Here is a 16,597-nt window from a genome sequence, read left to right as displayed (position 1 = left end):
TCGGGTGCTCGGGTCCGGCCGCGGTTCGGGGCGGCCGGGTCCGTAGCGTCGGCCCGCCCGTCCGACGCCCGCGGCCGCTCAGCCGGTGCGCGCGACCAGGCTCGGCAGGTAGCCCCTGGCCTGGCCCGTGGCGGTCGGGTGGTACGACTCGTCGACCGGCAGCGTCAGCCCGTGCAGCCACTCGTCCGCCGCACACACCCCGTGTCCGGCGAACCGGGCCCGGACGTCCGCGAATTCCGCGCCGCCGGCCGCCGCCCGGCGTGCCGTGACCTCCGCCAACGTGTCGGCCGCGTCGTCCAGCGCCCGCCGCTTGGCCACGCTCAGCCCCAGGAGACAGCTGCCCGTTTCGAACAGGCGCGGATATCCGAGCACGACCAGTCGCGCGTTCGGGGCCCGGCGGCGGATCTGCGCGTAGGTCGCGTCCAGATCGGCCGGCAACCGGTCGCGCACGTACGCCGTGGACGTCGCCACCGCGTCCGAACAGGCCCGGTCACTGCCGAGCACACAGGTCTCGAGCGTATCGGCGAAGCCGATGTCGTTGCCGCCGGCGCTGATCGTCACCAGCGTGGTGTCGGCGGTCACCGCGGACAACTGCCGCGCACGCACATCCGCCGTGGTCGCCGAGGAGCACGCCACGAAGGCGAACTCGGCCGCCGCGTGCTCCCGTTGCCACAGCGCCGGATAGGCGTTCGCACTGCGCTTGCAGTCGCCGCCGTCGGCGAGGTAGTCGCCCGCGCCGACGCCCGAACTGTACGAGTCCCCCAGCGCCGCGTAACGCGCGACCGGTGCGGCGGGAGCCGGGTGCGCGCCGACTCCGGTGAACGTGAGGGCCGCGGCGGCGACGACGGACGCGGCGACACGGAACGGCGACGGCACGAGTGGATCTCCTCCGGAACGTGGGCACGTTGTCGGAGGTATCGGCCGCAACGGCGGCCGGCTTGACCGCACTCACCCGCGGGAAGGATGCCCGGCGGCCCGCGCCGCGCCCGGGCGCGGGCAGCCGGAGTCGTCTTCACCACGTCGGCCCGCACGGCGGCCGATGTCTCACCCGCGCGCCGACACCGGCTCGTGGGTGCGGAAGGTCTGGCGGTAGGTCATCGGCGGTACGCCGATGGTGGCGACCAGGTGCTGGCGCAGCGAGGCGCCGGTGCCGAAGCCCGCCCGGTCGGCGATCCGGTCCACGCTCAGGTCGGTGGTCTCCAGGAGCCGGCGGGCGTGTTCGACGCGTTGCCGGGTCAGCCACTGGCCGGGGGTCATGCCCACTTCGTCCCGGAAGCGCCGGGTGAAGGTGCGTACGCTCATCCGCGCGTGTTCGGCCAGTTCGGCCAACGACAGCGGGCGGTGCAGGTGTTCGAGCGCCCAGGCCCGGGTCGCCGAGGTGGTGGCCGAGGACGGCTCCGGCACCGGGCGCTCGATGAACTGCGCCTGCCCGCCCTCGCGCCACGGCGGCGTCACGCAGCGCCGGGCGACCCGGTTGGCCACCTCGCTGCCGTGGTCGCGGCGCAGCAGGTGCATGCACAGATCGATGCCGGCGGCCACCCCGGCCGCGGTGAGGATGTCGCCGTCGTCGACGAACAGCACGTCCGGGTCGACCTCGACGCGGGGGAACCGCCTGCGGAACTCCTCGACCTCGTTCCAGTGCGTGGTCGCCGGACGGCCGTCGAGGAGGCCGGCGGCGGCGAGCACGTAGGACGCGGTGCAGATGGACACGATCCGGGTGCCGGGCCGCAGTCCGGCCAGTGCCCGGGCGAGCGGCTCCGGGAGCCAGTCCTGCTCGTCGTTCTCGTCCACGCCGCACGTGAACGGCGGGAGCACCAGGGTGTCGGCGCTCGCCAGCACCTCGGCGCCGTGCTCGACGGCGATGGTGAAGTCGGCGCTGGTGCGCACCGGTCGGCCGTCGAGGCTGCATGTGATCACCTCGTACAGCGGTTCGTCGGCGGCGCCGGTCGCGGTGCCGAAGATCCGCACCGGGATGCCCAGCTCGAACGGATAGACGTTTTCCAGGGCCAGGACCACGACTCGATGCATGGCCGGATCCTTTCACATGTTGGCCACTCGGCCACTCGATGGGTCTCGGGGGCGACGGCAGAGTTGCTCCCACGCCGCCGGACACGACGGTCGAACCGGAACACGAGCTGGGGAATGTGATGACGATGCGCGCCATCCGACAGGACACGCTGGGTGGGCCCGAGGTGCTGAAGGTGGTCGAGGTGGAGCGCCCGACCCCGGGTGCCTCCGAGGTGCTGGTGCGGGTGCACGCGGCCGGGGTGAACCCGACCGACTACTGGCACCGCGCCTCCGGCGGTCTGCTCGGCGACACCCCGGTCCCGCTGGGCTGGGACGTGTCGGGCGTGGTCGAGTCGGTCGGCCTGGGCGTGAGTGTGTTCCGACCCGGCGACGAGGTGTTCGGCATGCCCCGGCTGCCGCAGCCGGCCGGTACCTACGCCGAGTTCGTCACGTCGCCCGCCCGGCACCTGGCCCGCAAGCCGGCCGCCCTGTCGCACGTGGAGGCGGCGGCGCTGCCGGTGGCCGCGCTCACCGCATGGCAGTCGCTGGTGGACGCGGCCGACGTACGGTCCGGTCAGCGGGTGTTGATCCACGCCGCGGCCGGTGGGGTGGGGCATCTCGCGGTCCAGATCGCCAAGGCCCGCGGCGCGTATGTGATCGGCACCGCCCGCGCGGCCAAGCACGAGTTGTTGCGCGGCCTGGGGGCGGACGAAGCGATCGACTACACGAGCGTCGACTTCGCCGAGGCGGTGCGGGACGTGGACGTCGTGCTGGACACGATCGGCGGCGAGTACGGGCCGCGCTCGCTGCGGACGTTGCGACCGGGTGGACTGGTGGTCTCGCTGGCGTCCCCGGCCGAGGTGGAGTTGGTGCCGGTGGCGGAGGCGGCGGGGCTGCGGGCGGGGTTCACCATCGTCGAGCCGGATCAGGGCGGGCTGAAGGAGATCGCGGCGCTGGCCGAGGCGGGCCTGCTGCGGCCGGTGATCGACGCGGTGCTGCCGCTGGAGCAGGCGGGCAAGGCACACGAGTTGGGCGAGAGCGGGCGCACCTCCGGGAAGATCGTGCTGACCGTGGTCTAGTGCCGCGCCCGGCCGCAGGCCGGACGCGGCGCGGTGGCCGAGGCGTTCCGGTCGCACGGATATCCGTGGCGCGAGCACGGCCCCGCCGACCGGGAGGCCGGGTGACCTGCCCGGCGGCCCCACCCCCCGCCCGCCGACCAGACTTGACGAGTCGGCCAACCCGCGTTCGCCGATACGTCGCCCGGCGCCACTACACACATGTCCATGACCTCAGTGGACAGAAGGACCCTCCTGCGCACCGGCTCCGTCGTCGGCGCCGGCCTCGCGATCGCTCCCGTGCTGGGCGCCGCCTCGGCCTCGGCGTCGACGTCGGGCGCGCCCGCGTACGTGGCCTCCGGCCGGCCGAGCCTGAGCCACGGCGTACAGAGCGGCGACGCCACCGCGTCCTCGGCGATCGTGTGGGGCCGGGCGGACCGGCCCGGTCGGCTGATCGTCGAGTACGGCACCCGGCCCGACCTGCGCGACGCGCACTGCGTGCGAGGCCCGTGGCTGACCCCGGACGGCGACCTCACCGGCCGGGTGCGGCTGCGCGGCCTGCCGTCCGGGCGGCGCATCCACTACCGGGTCCGGGTCGAGGGCGAACGCGGCGCGGCCGGCCCGGCCGTGACCGGTTCGCTGCTCACCGCGCCGAGCGAGCGCAACCGCTCCGGTGTGCGGTTCGTGTGGTCCGGCGACACCGTCGGCCAGGGCTGGGGCAGCAACCCGGACATCGGCGGCATGACGATCTTCGAGCAGATGCGCCGGCTGCGTCCGGACTTCTTCCTCAACAGCGGCGACACGGTCTATTCGGACGGTCCGCTGGTGGAGAGCGTCCCGCTGCCCGACGGCCGGATCTGGCACAACGTGGTCACCCCGGAGAAGTCCAAGGTCGCCGAGTCGCTGACCGAATACCGGGGTCAGTTCGCCTACAACCTGCTCGACCGCAACTACCGCGCGTTCGCCGCCGAGGTCGCCCAGATCAACCAGTGGGACGACCACGAGGTGCGCAACAACTGGTATCCGGGCCAGATCCTGGACGACGCCCGCTACACCGAGAAGCGCGTCGACGTGCTCGCCGCGCGCGCCGGGCAGGCGTTCCGCGAGTGGGTGCCGATCGGCGACGACCGGGTCTACCGCAAACTCTCCTACGGCCGGCACCTGGACGTGTTCGTCCTGGACATGCGCACCTACAAGGACCCCAACGACGACAACCGCTACGCCGATCCCAAGCGCGGCATGCTCGGCGACCGGCAGCGGCAGTGGCTGATCGAGGGCCTGTCGCAGAGCCGTGCCACCTGGAAGGTGATCGCCAACGACCTGCCGCTGGGCCTGGTGGTGCCGGACGGCGCCGCCGCCCAGGAGGGCGTCGCGCAGGGCGACCCGGGCAAGCCGCTGGGCCGCGAGATGGAGTTCGCCACGATCCTGCGCACGGCGCAGCGGCGCGGCGTGCGCGGCATCGTGTTCCTGACCGCCGACGTGCACTACACCGCGGCGCACCACTACGACCCGTCCCGGGCGGCGTTCAAGGACTTCGACCCGTTCTGGGAGTTCGTCTCGGGTCCGTTGAACGCGGGCGCGTTCGGCCCCAACGCGCTGGACGGCACGTTCGGCCCCAGGGCCGAGTTCGTGCACGCCCCGCCGCGCGCGAACTACTCGCCGCTGGAGGGCTTCCAGCACTTCGGCGAGGTCGATATCGACGGCCCCTCGGGCAACCTGACGGTCAATCTGCGCGACGGTGCCTCGACCGTGCTGTGGAGCAAGACGTTGCGCCCGGAGCGCTGAGACCCGCGTCCCGCACCCGCTCGCACCGAGGGCCCTCGTCGGCGGACGAGGGCCCTCGCGCGCGCGCAGGCCGTCGGGCCCGCAGGCACGCGCAGCGTCGGGCACCGGGCGAAACATCCATCAGTACCCGAAAAAGCGCGACAAAGATCGTTCGCGGCTTCGATTATGCTCCGCCACCGGTTGCCCCTCGGGGGTCGGCGCACAGATCGAAGCGAGGCATACAGATGGATACGACACGCCGGAATCGGCTCCCCGACGAACCGTCCCGAGGCCCGGCCGGCGCACGCGCCCTTCGTACCGTGGTCCCCGCCGTCGCCGCGTGCCTGGTGCTCGGCGCATGCGGCGGGGGCGACGACAAGGCGACCGAGACCCCGGACACCTCCACCGTCGCGCCCAAGAGCGGCGGCACGCTGACGGTGGCGATGGCGAGCGACATGCGCTCGATGGACCCGTTCGGCGCGCTGAGCAACTCGTACACCGACAACACCCGACTGAACACGGTCTACGACTCGCTGTTCTGGCACGAGGCCAAGACCGGCAAGGTGATGCCGCAGATCGGCGAGAGCCTGACCCCGGACCCGGGCAACGCGTCCTGGACGCTCAAGCTCAAGCCGAATGTGAAGTTCTCCGACGGCACCCCCTACGACGCGGCGGCGGTGAAGTTCACCTGGGACGAGCACGCCGCGCCGGCGCGCAAGTCGTACCAGGCGGGCACGATCGCGGCGGTCAAGGCGACCGAGGTGGTCGACCCCACCACCCTGAAGATCACGCTGAGCGGCCCGAACGCCAACTTCGACCACATCGTCGCATCCAACCTGTCCTTCATCGTCTCGCCCACCGCGTACAAGAAGGATCCGGCCGGCTTCGCCCGCAACCCGGTCGGCGCGGGTCCGTACACGTTCAAGGAGTGGACCAACGGCGACCACATGACGTTCGTCAAGAACCCCGGCTACTGGCAGGGCGCGGGCAAGCCCTACGCCGACACCGTGGTGTTCAAGATCATCCAGGACAGCACCCAGGCCCTGGAGACGGTCTTCTCCGGCAGCGCCGACCTGAAGGTCTCGGTCAACGCGGAGGACCCGGTCAAGGCCAAGCAGAAGGGCCTGGAGACCAAGATCGTCACGATCATCGGCGGCGAGTCGCTCTTCTTCAACAACAAGCGCGCGCCGTTCGACGACGTGCGCGCCCGCCGTGCCGTGCAACTCGCGCTCGACGCGAACGAGGTGAACAAGATCTCCTTCAGCGGCAACGGCACGCCTACCAAGAGCATCTTCCCGCCGGACAGCCCGCTGGTGGAGCCCGGTACCGAGACCGTTCAGCGCACCGACCGTGCGGAGGCGCAGCGGCTGCTGAACGAGTTGGCGGCCGAGGGCAAGCCGCTGGACTTCACCTACTCGATACCGCAGAACGCGAACGCACAGCGGACCGCCGAATACATCATGACCTCGCTCCAGGGCCTGAAGAACGTCACCGTCAAGCTCGCCCCGATGCCGATCGCCGCCTACCAGACGGACATCGTGATCAACAAGAACTACCAGGCCGCGATGTTCAGTTACTACCTTTCGGACGCCGAGCCCGGGCTGTACGTGAACCTCTACAGCACGAGCCCGAACAACTACCTGCTGTACGCCAACCCGGCCGTGGACCAGAACCTGGACAAGGCCCGGACCACCAACGACCCGGCCCAGCGCAAGGCCGCGTACACGGCGGTCGCCGCCCAACTCAAGCAGGACGCCCCGCTGTGGACCTACCAGTCCTCGGTGGTGACCGGGTTCCACCGGTCGGCGGTGGTGGGCATGGTGTTGACCAACGACGGCATGGTGCTGATGGACCGGATCGGCCTCAAGGGCTGACCCGATGCCCGGGCCGCGGACCCGTGGGCTCGCGGCCCGGGACGGACGGGACTTGAGTCTCCACCGGGTGGAGGCGACACGGTGGGGGACATGGACGGCGCAACCCTGTATTCGATCGGCGACCTGGCGCGCCGGACCGGCCTGTCGGTCCGGACAATCCGGTTCTACGCGGACGCGGGAGTCGTGCCGCCCACTCGACGAAGTCCCGCCGGCTACCGGCTGTACGACCTCGACGCGCTGGTGCGCCTCGAACTCGTGCGCACGCTGCGCGACCTCGGCATCGATCTGGTGACCATCCGACGGGTGTTGGCCCGCGAGGTCACCGTCGCCGAGGTCGCCGAGGCGCACGCGAACGCGGTGGACACGCAGATCCGCACGTTGCGCTTGCGTCGGGCCGTGCTGCGCGCGGTGGCTCGGCGGGCTTCCAGTCCCGAGGAGTTGGACCTGATGCGCAAGCTCGCGAAACTGTCCGACGAGGAACGCCGGAAGATGATCACCGACTTCCTCGACGCGACCTTCGCCGACCTGGACGTGGACCCGGACTTCCTGGCCAAGATGCGCTGCGGAGTGCCGGCCCTGCCGGACGACCCGACCGCCGAGCAGGTCGAGGCGTGGGTCGAACTGGGCGAACTGGTCGCCGATCCGGACTTCCGCGCCTCGATTCGGCGGATGGCCGAGTACCAGGCGCGCACCCGCGGCGACGACGTCGCTCCGGGCACCCACGAGCGGCTGACCACGATCACCCGGGAGTGGGTCGAGGCGGCCCGCACGGCCGGCATCGAGCCGACCTCGCCCGAGGCCGAACCGGTGTTCGCCGACCTGCTCGCGGAATACGCCACCGCCTTCGGCCGGACCCCCGACGACGCGTTCATCGTCTGGCTGACCGAACGCTTCGAGGTGGGCACCGACCCGCGTGCCGAACGCTACTGGCAACTGCTCGGCGTGATGAACGGTTGGCCGACCTGGCCGAGCCTGGCCCCGGTCTTCGACTGGTTCCGGGCCGCGCTGCGGGCCCGGAGCCGGTAACCGCCCACCGAACGCGAAGAGGGTGGTGGGCGCGTGCCATCCGCCCACCACCCTCGATCAACAGACCCCGATCAACGGATCGGCGCCGTGCCGGTTCAGCCGACCAGGACGCCCTCCCGGTCGCCGTCGCCGCCGGCCTTCGGCTCCTCCTCGTCCGGGTGCTGCGCGAGCTTGCTCGGCCACCAGATCTTGCGGCCGATGTCCAGGCCCAGCGCGGTGACCAGGACCGAGCGCACGATGAAGGTGTCCAGCAGCACGCCCAGCGCGACGGTGAAGCCCATCTCGGCGAACGCGACGATCGGCAGCGTGCCGAGCACCGCGAACGTGGCCGCCAGCACCAGGCCGGCCGAGGTGATCACGCCACCGGTCGCGGACAGGCCGATCAGCACACCGCGCCGGGTCCCGTGCTTCTTCGACTCCTCGTGCACCCGACTCATCAGGAACACGTTGTAGTCGATGCCCAGGGCCACCAGGAAGACGAACACGAACAGCGGGAAGCCCACGTCGGTGCCCTCGAAGCCGAGCAGGTGCTCGAAGGTGAACACGCTGATGCCCAGCGCCGCGGCGAAGGACAACACCACGGTGGCGATCAGCACCAGCGGTGCGATCACCGCCCGCAGCAGCAGGCCGAGCACGATCAGCACCACGAGCAGGATGAGCGGGATGATCACCTTGTCGTCGTGCTCGGACGCCTTGGCGACGTCCATCTGGGTCGCGGTGCCGCCGCCGACCTTGGCCGCGCCGTCCGGGACCGCGTGCATCGCGGTGCGCACCCGCTTGACGGTGTCCTTGGCCGCCGCCGAGTCGGGCGAATCGCTCATCACGCCCTCGATCTGCACCCGGCCGTTGGCCGTGCCGGTGTTCCGGACCCCGTCGGGAGCGATCCCGGGGGTTGCCTGGAGCGTCTGCATCAGCGTGCCCGCGGCCGACTCACGACCGATCACCACGATCGGGTCGCCGGAGCCCGCCGGGAAGTAGCGCTCGGAGATCTCCTGGCCGGTGATCGACTGCGGCTTGTTGGTGAACGAGTCCTTGTTGGCGATGCCGTCACCGTTGAGGTTGGTCAGGCCGATGGTCATCACACCGAGAATGACCGCGGTCACGATCCACACCAGGCGCGGGCCGCGGGCGATCTGCCGGCCGACCTTGGCCCAGATGCCGTTCTCGTCGTGCGTGATCGCGTCCGGCTCGTAGGCCGGGCGGACCGGCCAGAACACCCAGCGGCCGACGATCACGAGCAGCGCGGGGAGCAGGGTGGTCATCGCAATCAGGCCGACCACCACACCGAGCGCGCAGACCGGGCCCAGGCCCTTGGTCGACTGCATCTCCGCGGCCATCAGGCACAACATGCCGATGCCGACCGTCGCGGCGCTGGCCACGATCGCCGGTCCGGCGCGGAGCAGCGCCGCCGCCATCGCCTCGTGCCGGTCCTCGTACCGGTGCAGTTCCTCGCGGTAGCGGGCGATCAGCAACAACGCGTAGTCGGTACCCGCACCGAAGATCAGCACGGTCAGGATCGCCGCGCTCTGGCCGTTGACGACCAGGCCGGCCTTGGTGAACAGGTACACCACGGCCTGCGCGGTGAACAGCGCCGCGACCGCCGAGATCACCGGGAGCAGCCACAACACCGGACTGCGGTAGGTGAACAGCAGGATCAGCACGACCACGCCGAGGGTCGCGTACAGCAGCGTCCCGTCGATGCCCTCGAACGCGGACGCCTGGTCCGCACCGAGTCCGGCCGGGCCGGTGACGTACGCCTTGAGCCCGTCCGGGTTGTCCTTCAGGCTCTTCTTGATCTCGTCGACCGCGTCACCGAGGTCGTTCCAGCCACCGTCCTTGATGGTGATCGGAACCAGGACCTGGGCGGCCTTGTTCTGCGGATCGAGCCGCGCGTCCTCGACCTTGTTCGTGACGCCCTTGGCGGTACCGAACGCGGCCCGGTCGTCGGCAATCGCCTTCGTGTCGTCCGGCGTCAGGCCGGAGGTCCGCTCGTAGACCACGACGGCGGGCACCGTGGTGTCCGGACGGAAGTCCTTCTGTTCGTTGATCACCTTCGTGGACTCGGCCTCGGCGGGCAGCCACGACGAGACCTCGTTGTTCTGAGCGTCGGTCAACTTGGCCGAGAGCGGTGCTGCCGCAACGAGCAGCACCAACCACAAAGCAAGCACGACCCACTTGGATCGACGCCCGCACGGCAACGCCGCAAGCGCCTTGATCCGGTTCATGTATCCCCCAGCTGATGGGCTGATTCCAAGGAAACAGCGGTCGATCGACAACATGGAGTCAGCTCTACGCCGGCTCCGTGACCGGGCGATCGAGACTGTCCGCGACCCCTCCCGGAGCCAACCGGTCGGTGCCGAAAATTGCTGTGTTGCATACAGGAGTTCAGACTGCGCGGCGCCCCGAAACTCATCGTTTGCCGACAGTCCGACGGCGGATTGTCCTGGACGGACGGTCCAACCGTCCACCGAATAACGCCCAGTTGGGCACAGTGCGGGTTAATAGATGGTGAACTCGCCGAATCGGGAGGGCGCATCGGCCGCCGAACGACGGTGTGCGCACCCGCCTTCCGGGCTCGTTGCACCGCCGACCGACCCGTCGGTCAACCTTCCTCGGCCGCGGTTGTCGTCCCTCCCCCGTCGGGCTTCGGATTCCGGGGCAGCACGGCCAGGCCGTCCAGGAAGCGTTCGAGCACGAACTCGAATCGGTCGTCGATGTGCGGCCCGGTGAGTTCGCGCGCCGTCGCCACCAGGTGTGGATAGGTGTCCGCCGGGAAGGCCGCGATCGTGTCGCCGATCGCGGTCACCGCCTCGCGCACGGGCACCCCGGCGGCCACCGCCGCCGAGATCGGTCGTTGCTCGCTGTACACGAACCCGGTCACCAGCGTGCTGAGGCCGTAGGTGATGTACGCCGCGTCCTGCCGACCGAACCCGGCCCGGTCCAGCATGGCGAGCTGATGCTCCATCACCGCGGCCATCCCGGGGCCGGCCGGGAAGCGGCCCATCAGCACCCGCACCGAGTCCCGCCTGCGGTTCAGGAACGCGCGGAGCGCCCAGGCCAGTTCGCGCAGTTCGACGCGCCAGTCGCCACGAATCGGCGGCAACGCGGGCACGCCGATGCCGAGCAGCCCGTCGGCGAGCAGGTCGAGCAGTTCCTCCTTGTCCCGCACGTGCCAGTACAGCGACGGTGCCCGCACACCGAGTTCGGCCGCGACCGACCGCATCGACAGTGCATCCAGACCGTCGCGCTCCAGCACCACCAAACCCGCCCGGACCAACGCGTCGAGGGTCACCGCCGGCCGCCGTTGCACACCGTCCGCCGGTGCCCGGCCCTTGCCCGTCATCCCCACTCCTTGTCGTCGACCCCGGCGGGCGTTGCCGCCGACCCCGTCGGGTCGATTCTCCTTCGGAATCAGGCCAATCCTCTTCCGCAATCGCATCGTCTGCCCGCGGAGCCGGAGCAATCCCCTTGCGCCGATGCCCGACGAAGTGCAATCTAACACCGTTAGACAGTCACTAACACTGTTAGGGAGTGATCATGGCGCACGATTCCCCCGGTCCGATACCGGGACCGGAGGGCCCACCGATCCCGCCGGGCGGCCCGACCCCGGCCGCATCCGGGCAGGCCGGCGCGCCGCGCAAGGGGCTGATCCTGGCCACGCTGTGCGTCGCGCTGTTCGTGGCCATGCTCGACAACGTCGTGGTGTCCAACGCGTTGCCCAGCATCGACCGCGACCTCGACGCGGGGGTCAGTGGTCTGCAATGGGTGATGGAGGGCTACAGCCTGGTCTTCGCCGCGCTGCTGCTGACCGGCGGCACCCTGGGCGACCGGTACGGCCGGCGCCGCGTGTTCCTGATCGGCCTCGGCGTGTTCACGGCGGGATCCATCGCCTGCGCGCTGGCCGGCTCGCTCACCGCGCTGATCGCCGGACGCGCGGTCCAGGGCGTGGGCGGCGCGCTGTTGATGCCCGGCAGCATGTCGATCATTCGACACGTGTTCACCGACGACCGGGAGCGGGCCCGCGCCATCGGCATCTGGTCCGGGGTCTCCGGCGGCGGGCTCGCGCTCGGCCCGGCGATCGGCGGCCCGCTGGTGGACACGTTCGGATGGGCGAGCGTGTTCTGGATCAACGTGCCGGTGGGCATCGGCGGGATCCTGATCGGCGCCTGGGTGCTCCCCGAATTCGCGGAACGCCGCGGCCGCTTCGACGTTCCGGGACTGCTCCTGGGCGTACCGGCGATCGGTGCGCTGGTGTTCGCGCTGATCGAGGGCCCGGCCCAGGGCTGGACCTCGGCCCGCGTGCTCGGTGCCGGCGCACTGGCCGCGGTCGCGCTGATCGCCTTCGTGTGTGTCGAACTCCGGGTCGCCCAACCGATGCTCGACATCGGCTTCCTGCGCGACCGGGTGATCGGCGCCGCCGTGTGGGGCGGCTTCGCGGTGAGCTTCGGCATGTTCGGCGCGCTGTTCTTTCTCGGCCTGTACATGCAGGACGTGCTCGGGTACTCGCCGACCCGGGCGGGGTTCGCGTCGTTGCCGTCGACGCTGGCGATCATGATCGCGGCCCCGATCTCCGGGCACTTCGCGGGTCGGATCGGGCCGCGCGTACCGCTCGTGACCGGACTGACCCTGTGCGGGGTCGCGCTGGGCGGACTCTCCTTCTACGGCGAGGACGCGTCCTACCCGGAGTTCTTCTGGGTGTTGCCCTTCCTCGGCGCGGGCATGGGGTTGTGCTTCACGCCGATCTCGGTCGCGGTGATGTCGCGGGTCGAGCCGGCCCGGGCCGGCATGGCCTCGGCGGTCACCAACACCGCCCGCGAACTGGGCGGCGTGGTCGGCATCGCCGCACTGGGCGCGGTGCTCACCGGGCGCCTGTCGAGCCGGTTGACCGAGTTGCTGGCCGACGCACGGGTCCCGGCGAACGACGCGCGTCGGATCGTCGACGCCAGTACGTCGGGCGGTGGCGGCGGGATCGGACACCTGGGCGACACGCCGACGGTGGTCCGCGAGTCCGCGACGACGGCGTTCATGGACGGCCTGCATCTGGCGCTGTGGACCGGCTCGGCGATGTTGCTCGGATCGGCGGTGCTGGTGGCGTATCTGATGCGCGATCGACCCGCGGCGGCGGGCGACGAAGCGGGCGCGTTGGCGAAGGTCGCTGCCTGAGCGGGCGGGCGAGGTGGCGGGCGAGGTGGCGGAGCGATCGGGGTATCGGCCGGTCGGCCGGGAACGGGCTTGCTCGGGGCGCCCGTTCCCGGCTTCGGCAGCGCGGTTCTAGCGTTCGGACTCCGGGCCCAGGACGGGTTTGACGTCCAGGATCGGTGTGCCGTCGATCGCTTCGAGGTTGCGGACGTGCAGCCTGAGGCCGTCCACCGTGGTGATCACGACCCGGTGCAGTCCGATCGGGTTGGGCCGGTCCGGCGAGCGGGTGCTGAACACGCCGGTGGCCGGCCGCTCCCGGTCGCCGCGCGGATGCACGCTCAGCACGTCGCGGGCGGCCCGGTCCAGCCAGGTCAGCAGGACGACCTCGTCGCCCGCGCGCAGATCGCCGAGCCCCGCGCGCACCTCCTCCTCGAACACGAGCCACGCGTCGGGCGCCCCCTCGTCGGCCTGCCGGGGCGCCGAACTCCGGTCCACCAGCCCGGATTCGACCCTGCCGATGGGTCGCACCGAGTACCCGTCCCGGGTCACCGGGACCACCTCCTCTTCGCGCCCCGCCGGCGGGGCGGTCGTTTCAGTAGAGGCTCATCATCGCGCTCCGCACCTCGCGCAATGTCGCGTCGGCCACCGCGTTCGCCCGCTCGTTGCCCGCGTGCAGGATGCGCCGGACCTGGCCGAGGTCGCGCGCGTACTCGGCTCGACGCGCCCGGATCGGGGCGAGGAACTCGTTGACCGCCTCGGTGACGGTGCGCTTGAGCGCGGCGGCGCCCGCCGTACCGATCTCCTCCGCGACCCGGTGCGGGTCCCGGTCCTGGCACAGCGCGGCCAGCAGGACCAGCCCGGAGACCTCCGGACGGGTCCGGGGGTCGTAGGTGATGTGCCGGTCGGCATCGGTCTTGGCGCCCCGGATCAGCTTGGCCGTCTCGTCCGCCGTGGCCGCGAGCGCGATCGAGTTGCCGCGGCTCTTGCTCATCTTGGTGCCGTCGGTGCCCAGCAGCAGCGGCGCGGCCGACAACAGCGCGTCCGGCTCGGGGAAGACGGGGTGTCCTCCCGCCGGGTAGCGGTCGTTGAATCGGCGGGCGATGGTGCGGGTGAGTTCCAGATGCGGCAACTGGTCCTGGCCGACCGGGACCAGATTGCCCTTGCAGAACAGGATGTCGGCCGCCTGGTGCGCGGGATAGGTGAACATCAATCCGCTGACGGCGGCCTGTCGCGAGTGCGCGATCTCGTCCTTGACCGTCGGATTGCGGCCCAGTTCGGCGACCGAGACCAGGCTCAGGAAGGGCAGCAGGAGCTGATTGAGCGCCGGGATCGCGCTGTGCGTGAAGATCGTGGTCCGGTCCGGGTCGATCCCGACGGCCAGATAGTCGAGCAGCAGGCCCTCGACGTACTCGACCAGGTGGTCCGCGATATCGCGATCGGTGAGCACCTGGTAGTCGGCGATGATCAGGTATTGCTCGACACCGAGGTTCTGCAGACGCACCCGGTTGTGCAGGGTGCCGAAGTAGTGGCCCAGATGCAGGCGCCCGGTCGGACGGTCGCCCGTGAGTACCCGAAATCGCCCGGGTTCGCGGCGAATCCGCTCTTCGAGCACCGCACTCCGGGCCCGCGCGGCGCTCGTTCCGAGTGCATCCGTCGCATCCGTCGCAGCGATCGGCTCGTTCGGGGCGGTCGCATCCGCCGAGCCGGCCGGTGTCGTCGTCATGGCGGCCGCGTCGGCCGTGCTGCTCGATGTGCCGTTCATGGTTTCTCCCCGTCGATGGGTCGGTCGCCGTCCCGACGGCACCGCCCCTCGATCAGGGCACAAAAAAGGGGCCGTCCGTCCGAACGACCCGGGTCATGCATGCATGGTGGTCGCTCCTAAGTGGAGCGCCACCAACTCATACCCACTGCACACTGCATACCCCCACCATACCGCCCACCGCCCGCTCGTGGCCGAAGGGTGGGCAAGTGGTGACGCATCGGCGGGTCGAGGTGTCGTCGGGGGTGGGCCGGGCGGCTCCCCGCAGGTCGACCGGGCGGCGCGTCCGCACGACGAGCGCGCCGCGGTCGCCGATCTGCCGGTGGCGGTTTCGGCCGTCCCGGGAGCCTGTTCCGCTGCGCCGCCGGGACGAACTCGGCGCATCTGTCCGGTAATCGCCTGTCGCACGAGGGTCGTGTCGGTCTACGGTGGCAGCATTCCGGCCGCCGACGTCGCGGCTGCCCGCCCGCGCCCGCCTCGTCGGGTCGAGGCCCGGGTACGCGCGATGCCCGTGCCGGGATCCACGCCGGCCGAATGCGGGTTCGCCCGGACGGCGCCGACGATCAGGCAACTCCCCTGTTGCCGCGCCCGATCACCGGCTCCGGGCCGGCGATCGCGCGCACATCCCCGGACCGAAATGAACAGCCTGCGGAGAGCCTTTGGGGAGGTACGCTCCGCAGCGCGGCGGGCGAGGCGGACGTGGCGGGTCCACCGCGCTCCGCCTCGTCGGGCCGGATCGATTCGGATCGGGTGCGGTCGGGTCGGCTCCGGTCGAGCCCCCACGCGCCGGCCTTCGCCGAGCGGCGAGAGCAGGCCGGGCACCGCCCGCACGCCGAGGCCGTGAGAAGGCGGCGGGACGCCCTCGTACCGGCCTCCGAGCGCTCCGCACAATTGCCGCGTTTCCCGACACGATCCCCCGAAATCCTGTTCCCCTTCCGCTCCCGAGCACCCCCGCCAGGCCCCTCATCTGCGGGGCTTCCGCCGAAAACGCCCCAACGCCCTTCCCAAGGGCGCTACCGTCGCTGTAAGGACCCGATGCCCACAGGCTCGATCCGTCCACGCTGCCGACCCCCGGGCGGCGGGTCCGGAACACCCGCCAGGAAAGGCCCACCGCCGTGCCGCACCCACTGCTCGACGCCATCGACACCGCGCAGGATCCCGCCGATTTCCTGCGCTCGATCGGAACCGTGCACACGACCTTCGGCGACCAGGATTCGGGTGCGGTCTCCTACGGTGTGCATGCCGAGGGGAACTGGTTCGTCAAGACCGGCCCCAACGCCGCGTCCGCGCTGTGCCTGCGCCGCGCGATCGACCTGCACGCGCACGTCCGACACCCGGCGATCGTGCCGGTGCTGCACTCGTTCACCGCCAACGGCATCCCGGTGACGGTGGGGCCGTGGCGCGCGGGCGAGGTGCTGTACCACTCGACGGTCAAGCGCGCCGGCAAGCAACTGCGCACCGGCGCGGCCTCGCCGCTCGCCCGCTTCCGCGCCCTGCCGCTGGACGACGTACACGCGGCGCTGGACGCGATCCTGGACGCGCACCGCCTGATCGACGCGGCCGGCTACGTCGGGGTGGACTGGTACGACGGCTGCGTGCTGTACGACTTCGCCGCCCGCCGGGTGCACCTGATCGACCTGGACGAGTACCGCAGCGCACCGTTCGTGCTGGACACCGCCCGGCTGTCCGGGTCCACCCGCTACATGCCGCCCGAGCACAGCCGGCGCGGCGCGCTGGTCACCCGCGCGGGCACCGTGTTCCTGCTCGGCCGAACCCTGCGCCTGCTGCTGGACGCGGGCGACGAGGAGCGGGCCTGGCGCGGCACGCTGGCCCAACTCGCCGTGGTCGAGCGGGCGACCCGGCGCGACCCGGCCGAGCGCTACTCGAACGTCACCGAACTCTTCGACGCGTGGAGCGCGGTCGCGCCCGCGGGCCTGCTCTCCGGCACCCACCGGGTCTGACCCCCGGCGCAC

Annotated in this window: 12 protein-coding genes; 6 read left to right on the top strand and 6 right to left on the bottom strand. The window is 71.1% G+C overall.

Features of this window, described 5'->3' with window-relative positions; all coding sequences use genetic code 11:
- Nucleotides 1–78: 78 nt before the first annotated feature.
- Together ACIBM5_RS08705 and ACIBM5_RS08700 are read right to left on the bottom strand one after the other, a co-directional pair.
- The gene (locus tag ACIBM5_RS08705) at nt 79–876 is read right to left on the bottom strand and encodes an SGNH/GDSL hydrolase family protein (protein ID WP_396006099.1); all 798 of its coding nucleotides are present in this window, start codon (nt 874–876) and stop codon (nt 79–81) included.
- A gap of 168 nt (nt 877–1,044) precedes the next feature.
- Nucleotides 1,045–2,028, bottom strand: a complete 984-nt coding sequence (locus ACIBM5_RS08700) for a GlxA family transcriptional regulator (RefSeq protein ID WP_396006098.1) — start codon at nt 2,026–2,028, stop codon at nt 1,045–1,047.
- Between the two features lie 125 nt (nt 2,029–2,153).
- Between ACIBM5_RS08700 and ACIBM5_RS08695 the strand changes: the two genes are divergently transcribed.
- The 4 genes from ACIBM5_RS08695 (at nt 2,154) to ACIBM5_RS08680 (ending at nt 7,726) form a co-directional block, all read left to right on the top strand.
- Nucleotides 2,154–3,086, top strand: coding sequence for an NADP-dependent oxidoreductase (locus ACIBM5_RS08695; RefSeq protein ID WP_396006096.1), 933 nt, complete (start codon nt 2,154–2,156; stop codon nt 3,084–3,086).
- A gap of 204 nt (nt 3,087–3,290) precedes the next feature.
- Nucleotides 3,291–4,847 carry an alkaline phosphatase D family protein gene (locus ACIBM5_RS08690; protein ID WP_396006095.1) on the top strand — a complete coding sequence of 519 codons (1,557 nt, stop codon included), beginning with the start codon at nt 3,291–3,293 and terminating at the stop codon, nt 4,845–4,847.
- 224 nt (nt 4,848–5,071) lie between these two features.
- Nucleotides 5,072–6,700 carry an ABC transporter substrate-binding protein gene (locus tag ACIBM5_RS08685; RefSeq protein ID WP_396006094.1) on the top strand — a complete coding sequence of 543 codons (1,629 nt, stop codon included), beginning with the start codon at nt 5,072–5,074 and terminating at the stop codon, nt 6,698–6,700.
- Nucleotides 6,701–6,790: 90 nt separating this feature from the next.
- The gene (locus tag ACIBM5_RS08680; protein WP_396006093.1) at nt 6,791–7,726 is read left to right on the top strand and encodes a MerR family transcriptional regulator; all 936 of its coding nucleotides are present in this window, start codon (nt 6,791–6,793) and stop codon (nt 7,724–7,726) included.
- A gap of 95 nt (nt 7,727–7,821) precedes the next feature.
- Here the strand turns inward: ACIBM5_RS08680 and ACIBM5_RS08675 are convergent, their stop codons facing one another.
- Nucleotides 7,822–9,951: an MMPL family transporter gene (locus ACIBM5_RS08675; protein WP_396006092.1), complete on the bottom strand. Its 2,130-nt coding sequence runs from the start codon at nt 9,949–9,951 to the stop codon at nt 7,822–7,824.
- 377 nt (nt 9,952–10,328) lie between these two features.
- Nucleotides 10,329–11,069 carry a TetR/AcrR family transcriptional regulator gene (locus tag ACIBM5_RS08670; RefSeq protein ID WP_396006091.1) on the bottom strand — a complete coding sequence of 247 codons (741 nt, stop codon included), beginning with the start codon at nt 11,067–11,069 and terminating at the stop codon, nt 10,329–10,331.
- A 194-nt stretch (nt 11,070–11,263) separates the two neighbouring features.
- On the opposite strand from ACIBM5_RS08670, the gene ACIBM5_RS08665 reads away from it, so the two are divergent.
- Nucleotides 11,264–12,889, top strand: a complete 1,626-nt coding sequence (locus tag ACIBM5_RS08665; RefSeq protein WP_396006090.1) for an MFS transporter — start codon at nt 11,264–11,266, stop codon at nt 12,887–12,889.
- A 108-nt stretch (nt 12,890–12,997) separates the two neighbouring features.
- Here the strand turns inward: ACIBM5_RS08665 and tsaA are convergent, their stop codons facing one another.
- Both tsaA and trpS read right to left on the bottom strand, forming a co-directional pair.
- Nucleotides 12,998–13,414 carry a tRNA (N6-threonylcarbamoyladenosine(37)-N6)-methyltransferase TrmO gene (gene tsaA / locus ACIBM5_RS08660; protein ID WP_396006089.1) on the bottom strand — a complete coding sequence of 139 codons (417 nt, stop codon included), beginning with the start codon at nt 13,412–13,414 and terminating at the stop codon, nt 12,998–13,000.
- Between the two features lie 43 nt (nt 13,415–13,457).
- On the bottom strand, nt 13,458–14,588 hold the full coding sequence (gene trpS, locus ACIBM5_RS08655; RefSeq protein ID WP_396006374.1) for a tryptophan--tRNA ligase: 1,131 nt from the start codon (nt 14,586–14,588) through the stop codon (nt 13,458–13,460).
- Nucleotides 14,589–15,739: 1,151 nt separating this feature from the next.
- On the opposite strand from trpS, the gene ACIBM5_RS08650 reads away from it, so the two are divergent.
- Nucleotides 15,740–16,585 carry a serine/threonine protein kinase gene (locus ACIBM5_RS08650; protein ID WP_391584072.1) on the top strand — a complete coding sequence of 282 codons (846 nt, stop codon included), beginning with the start codon at nt 15,740–15,742 and terminating at the stop codon, nt 16,583–16,585.
- The last annotated feature ends 12 nt before the right edge of the window (nt 16,586–16,597 follow it).

Source organism: Embleya sp. NPDC050493, assembly GCF_044458105.1.
GTDB lineage: Bacteria > Actinomycetota > Actinomycetes > Streptomycetales > Streptomycetaceae > Embleya.
Note: the sequence above shows the minus strand (reverse complement) of the source record. Positions and strands in the feature narration are given on the sequence as shown.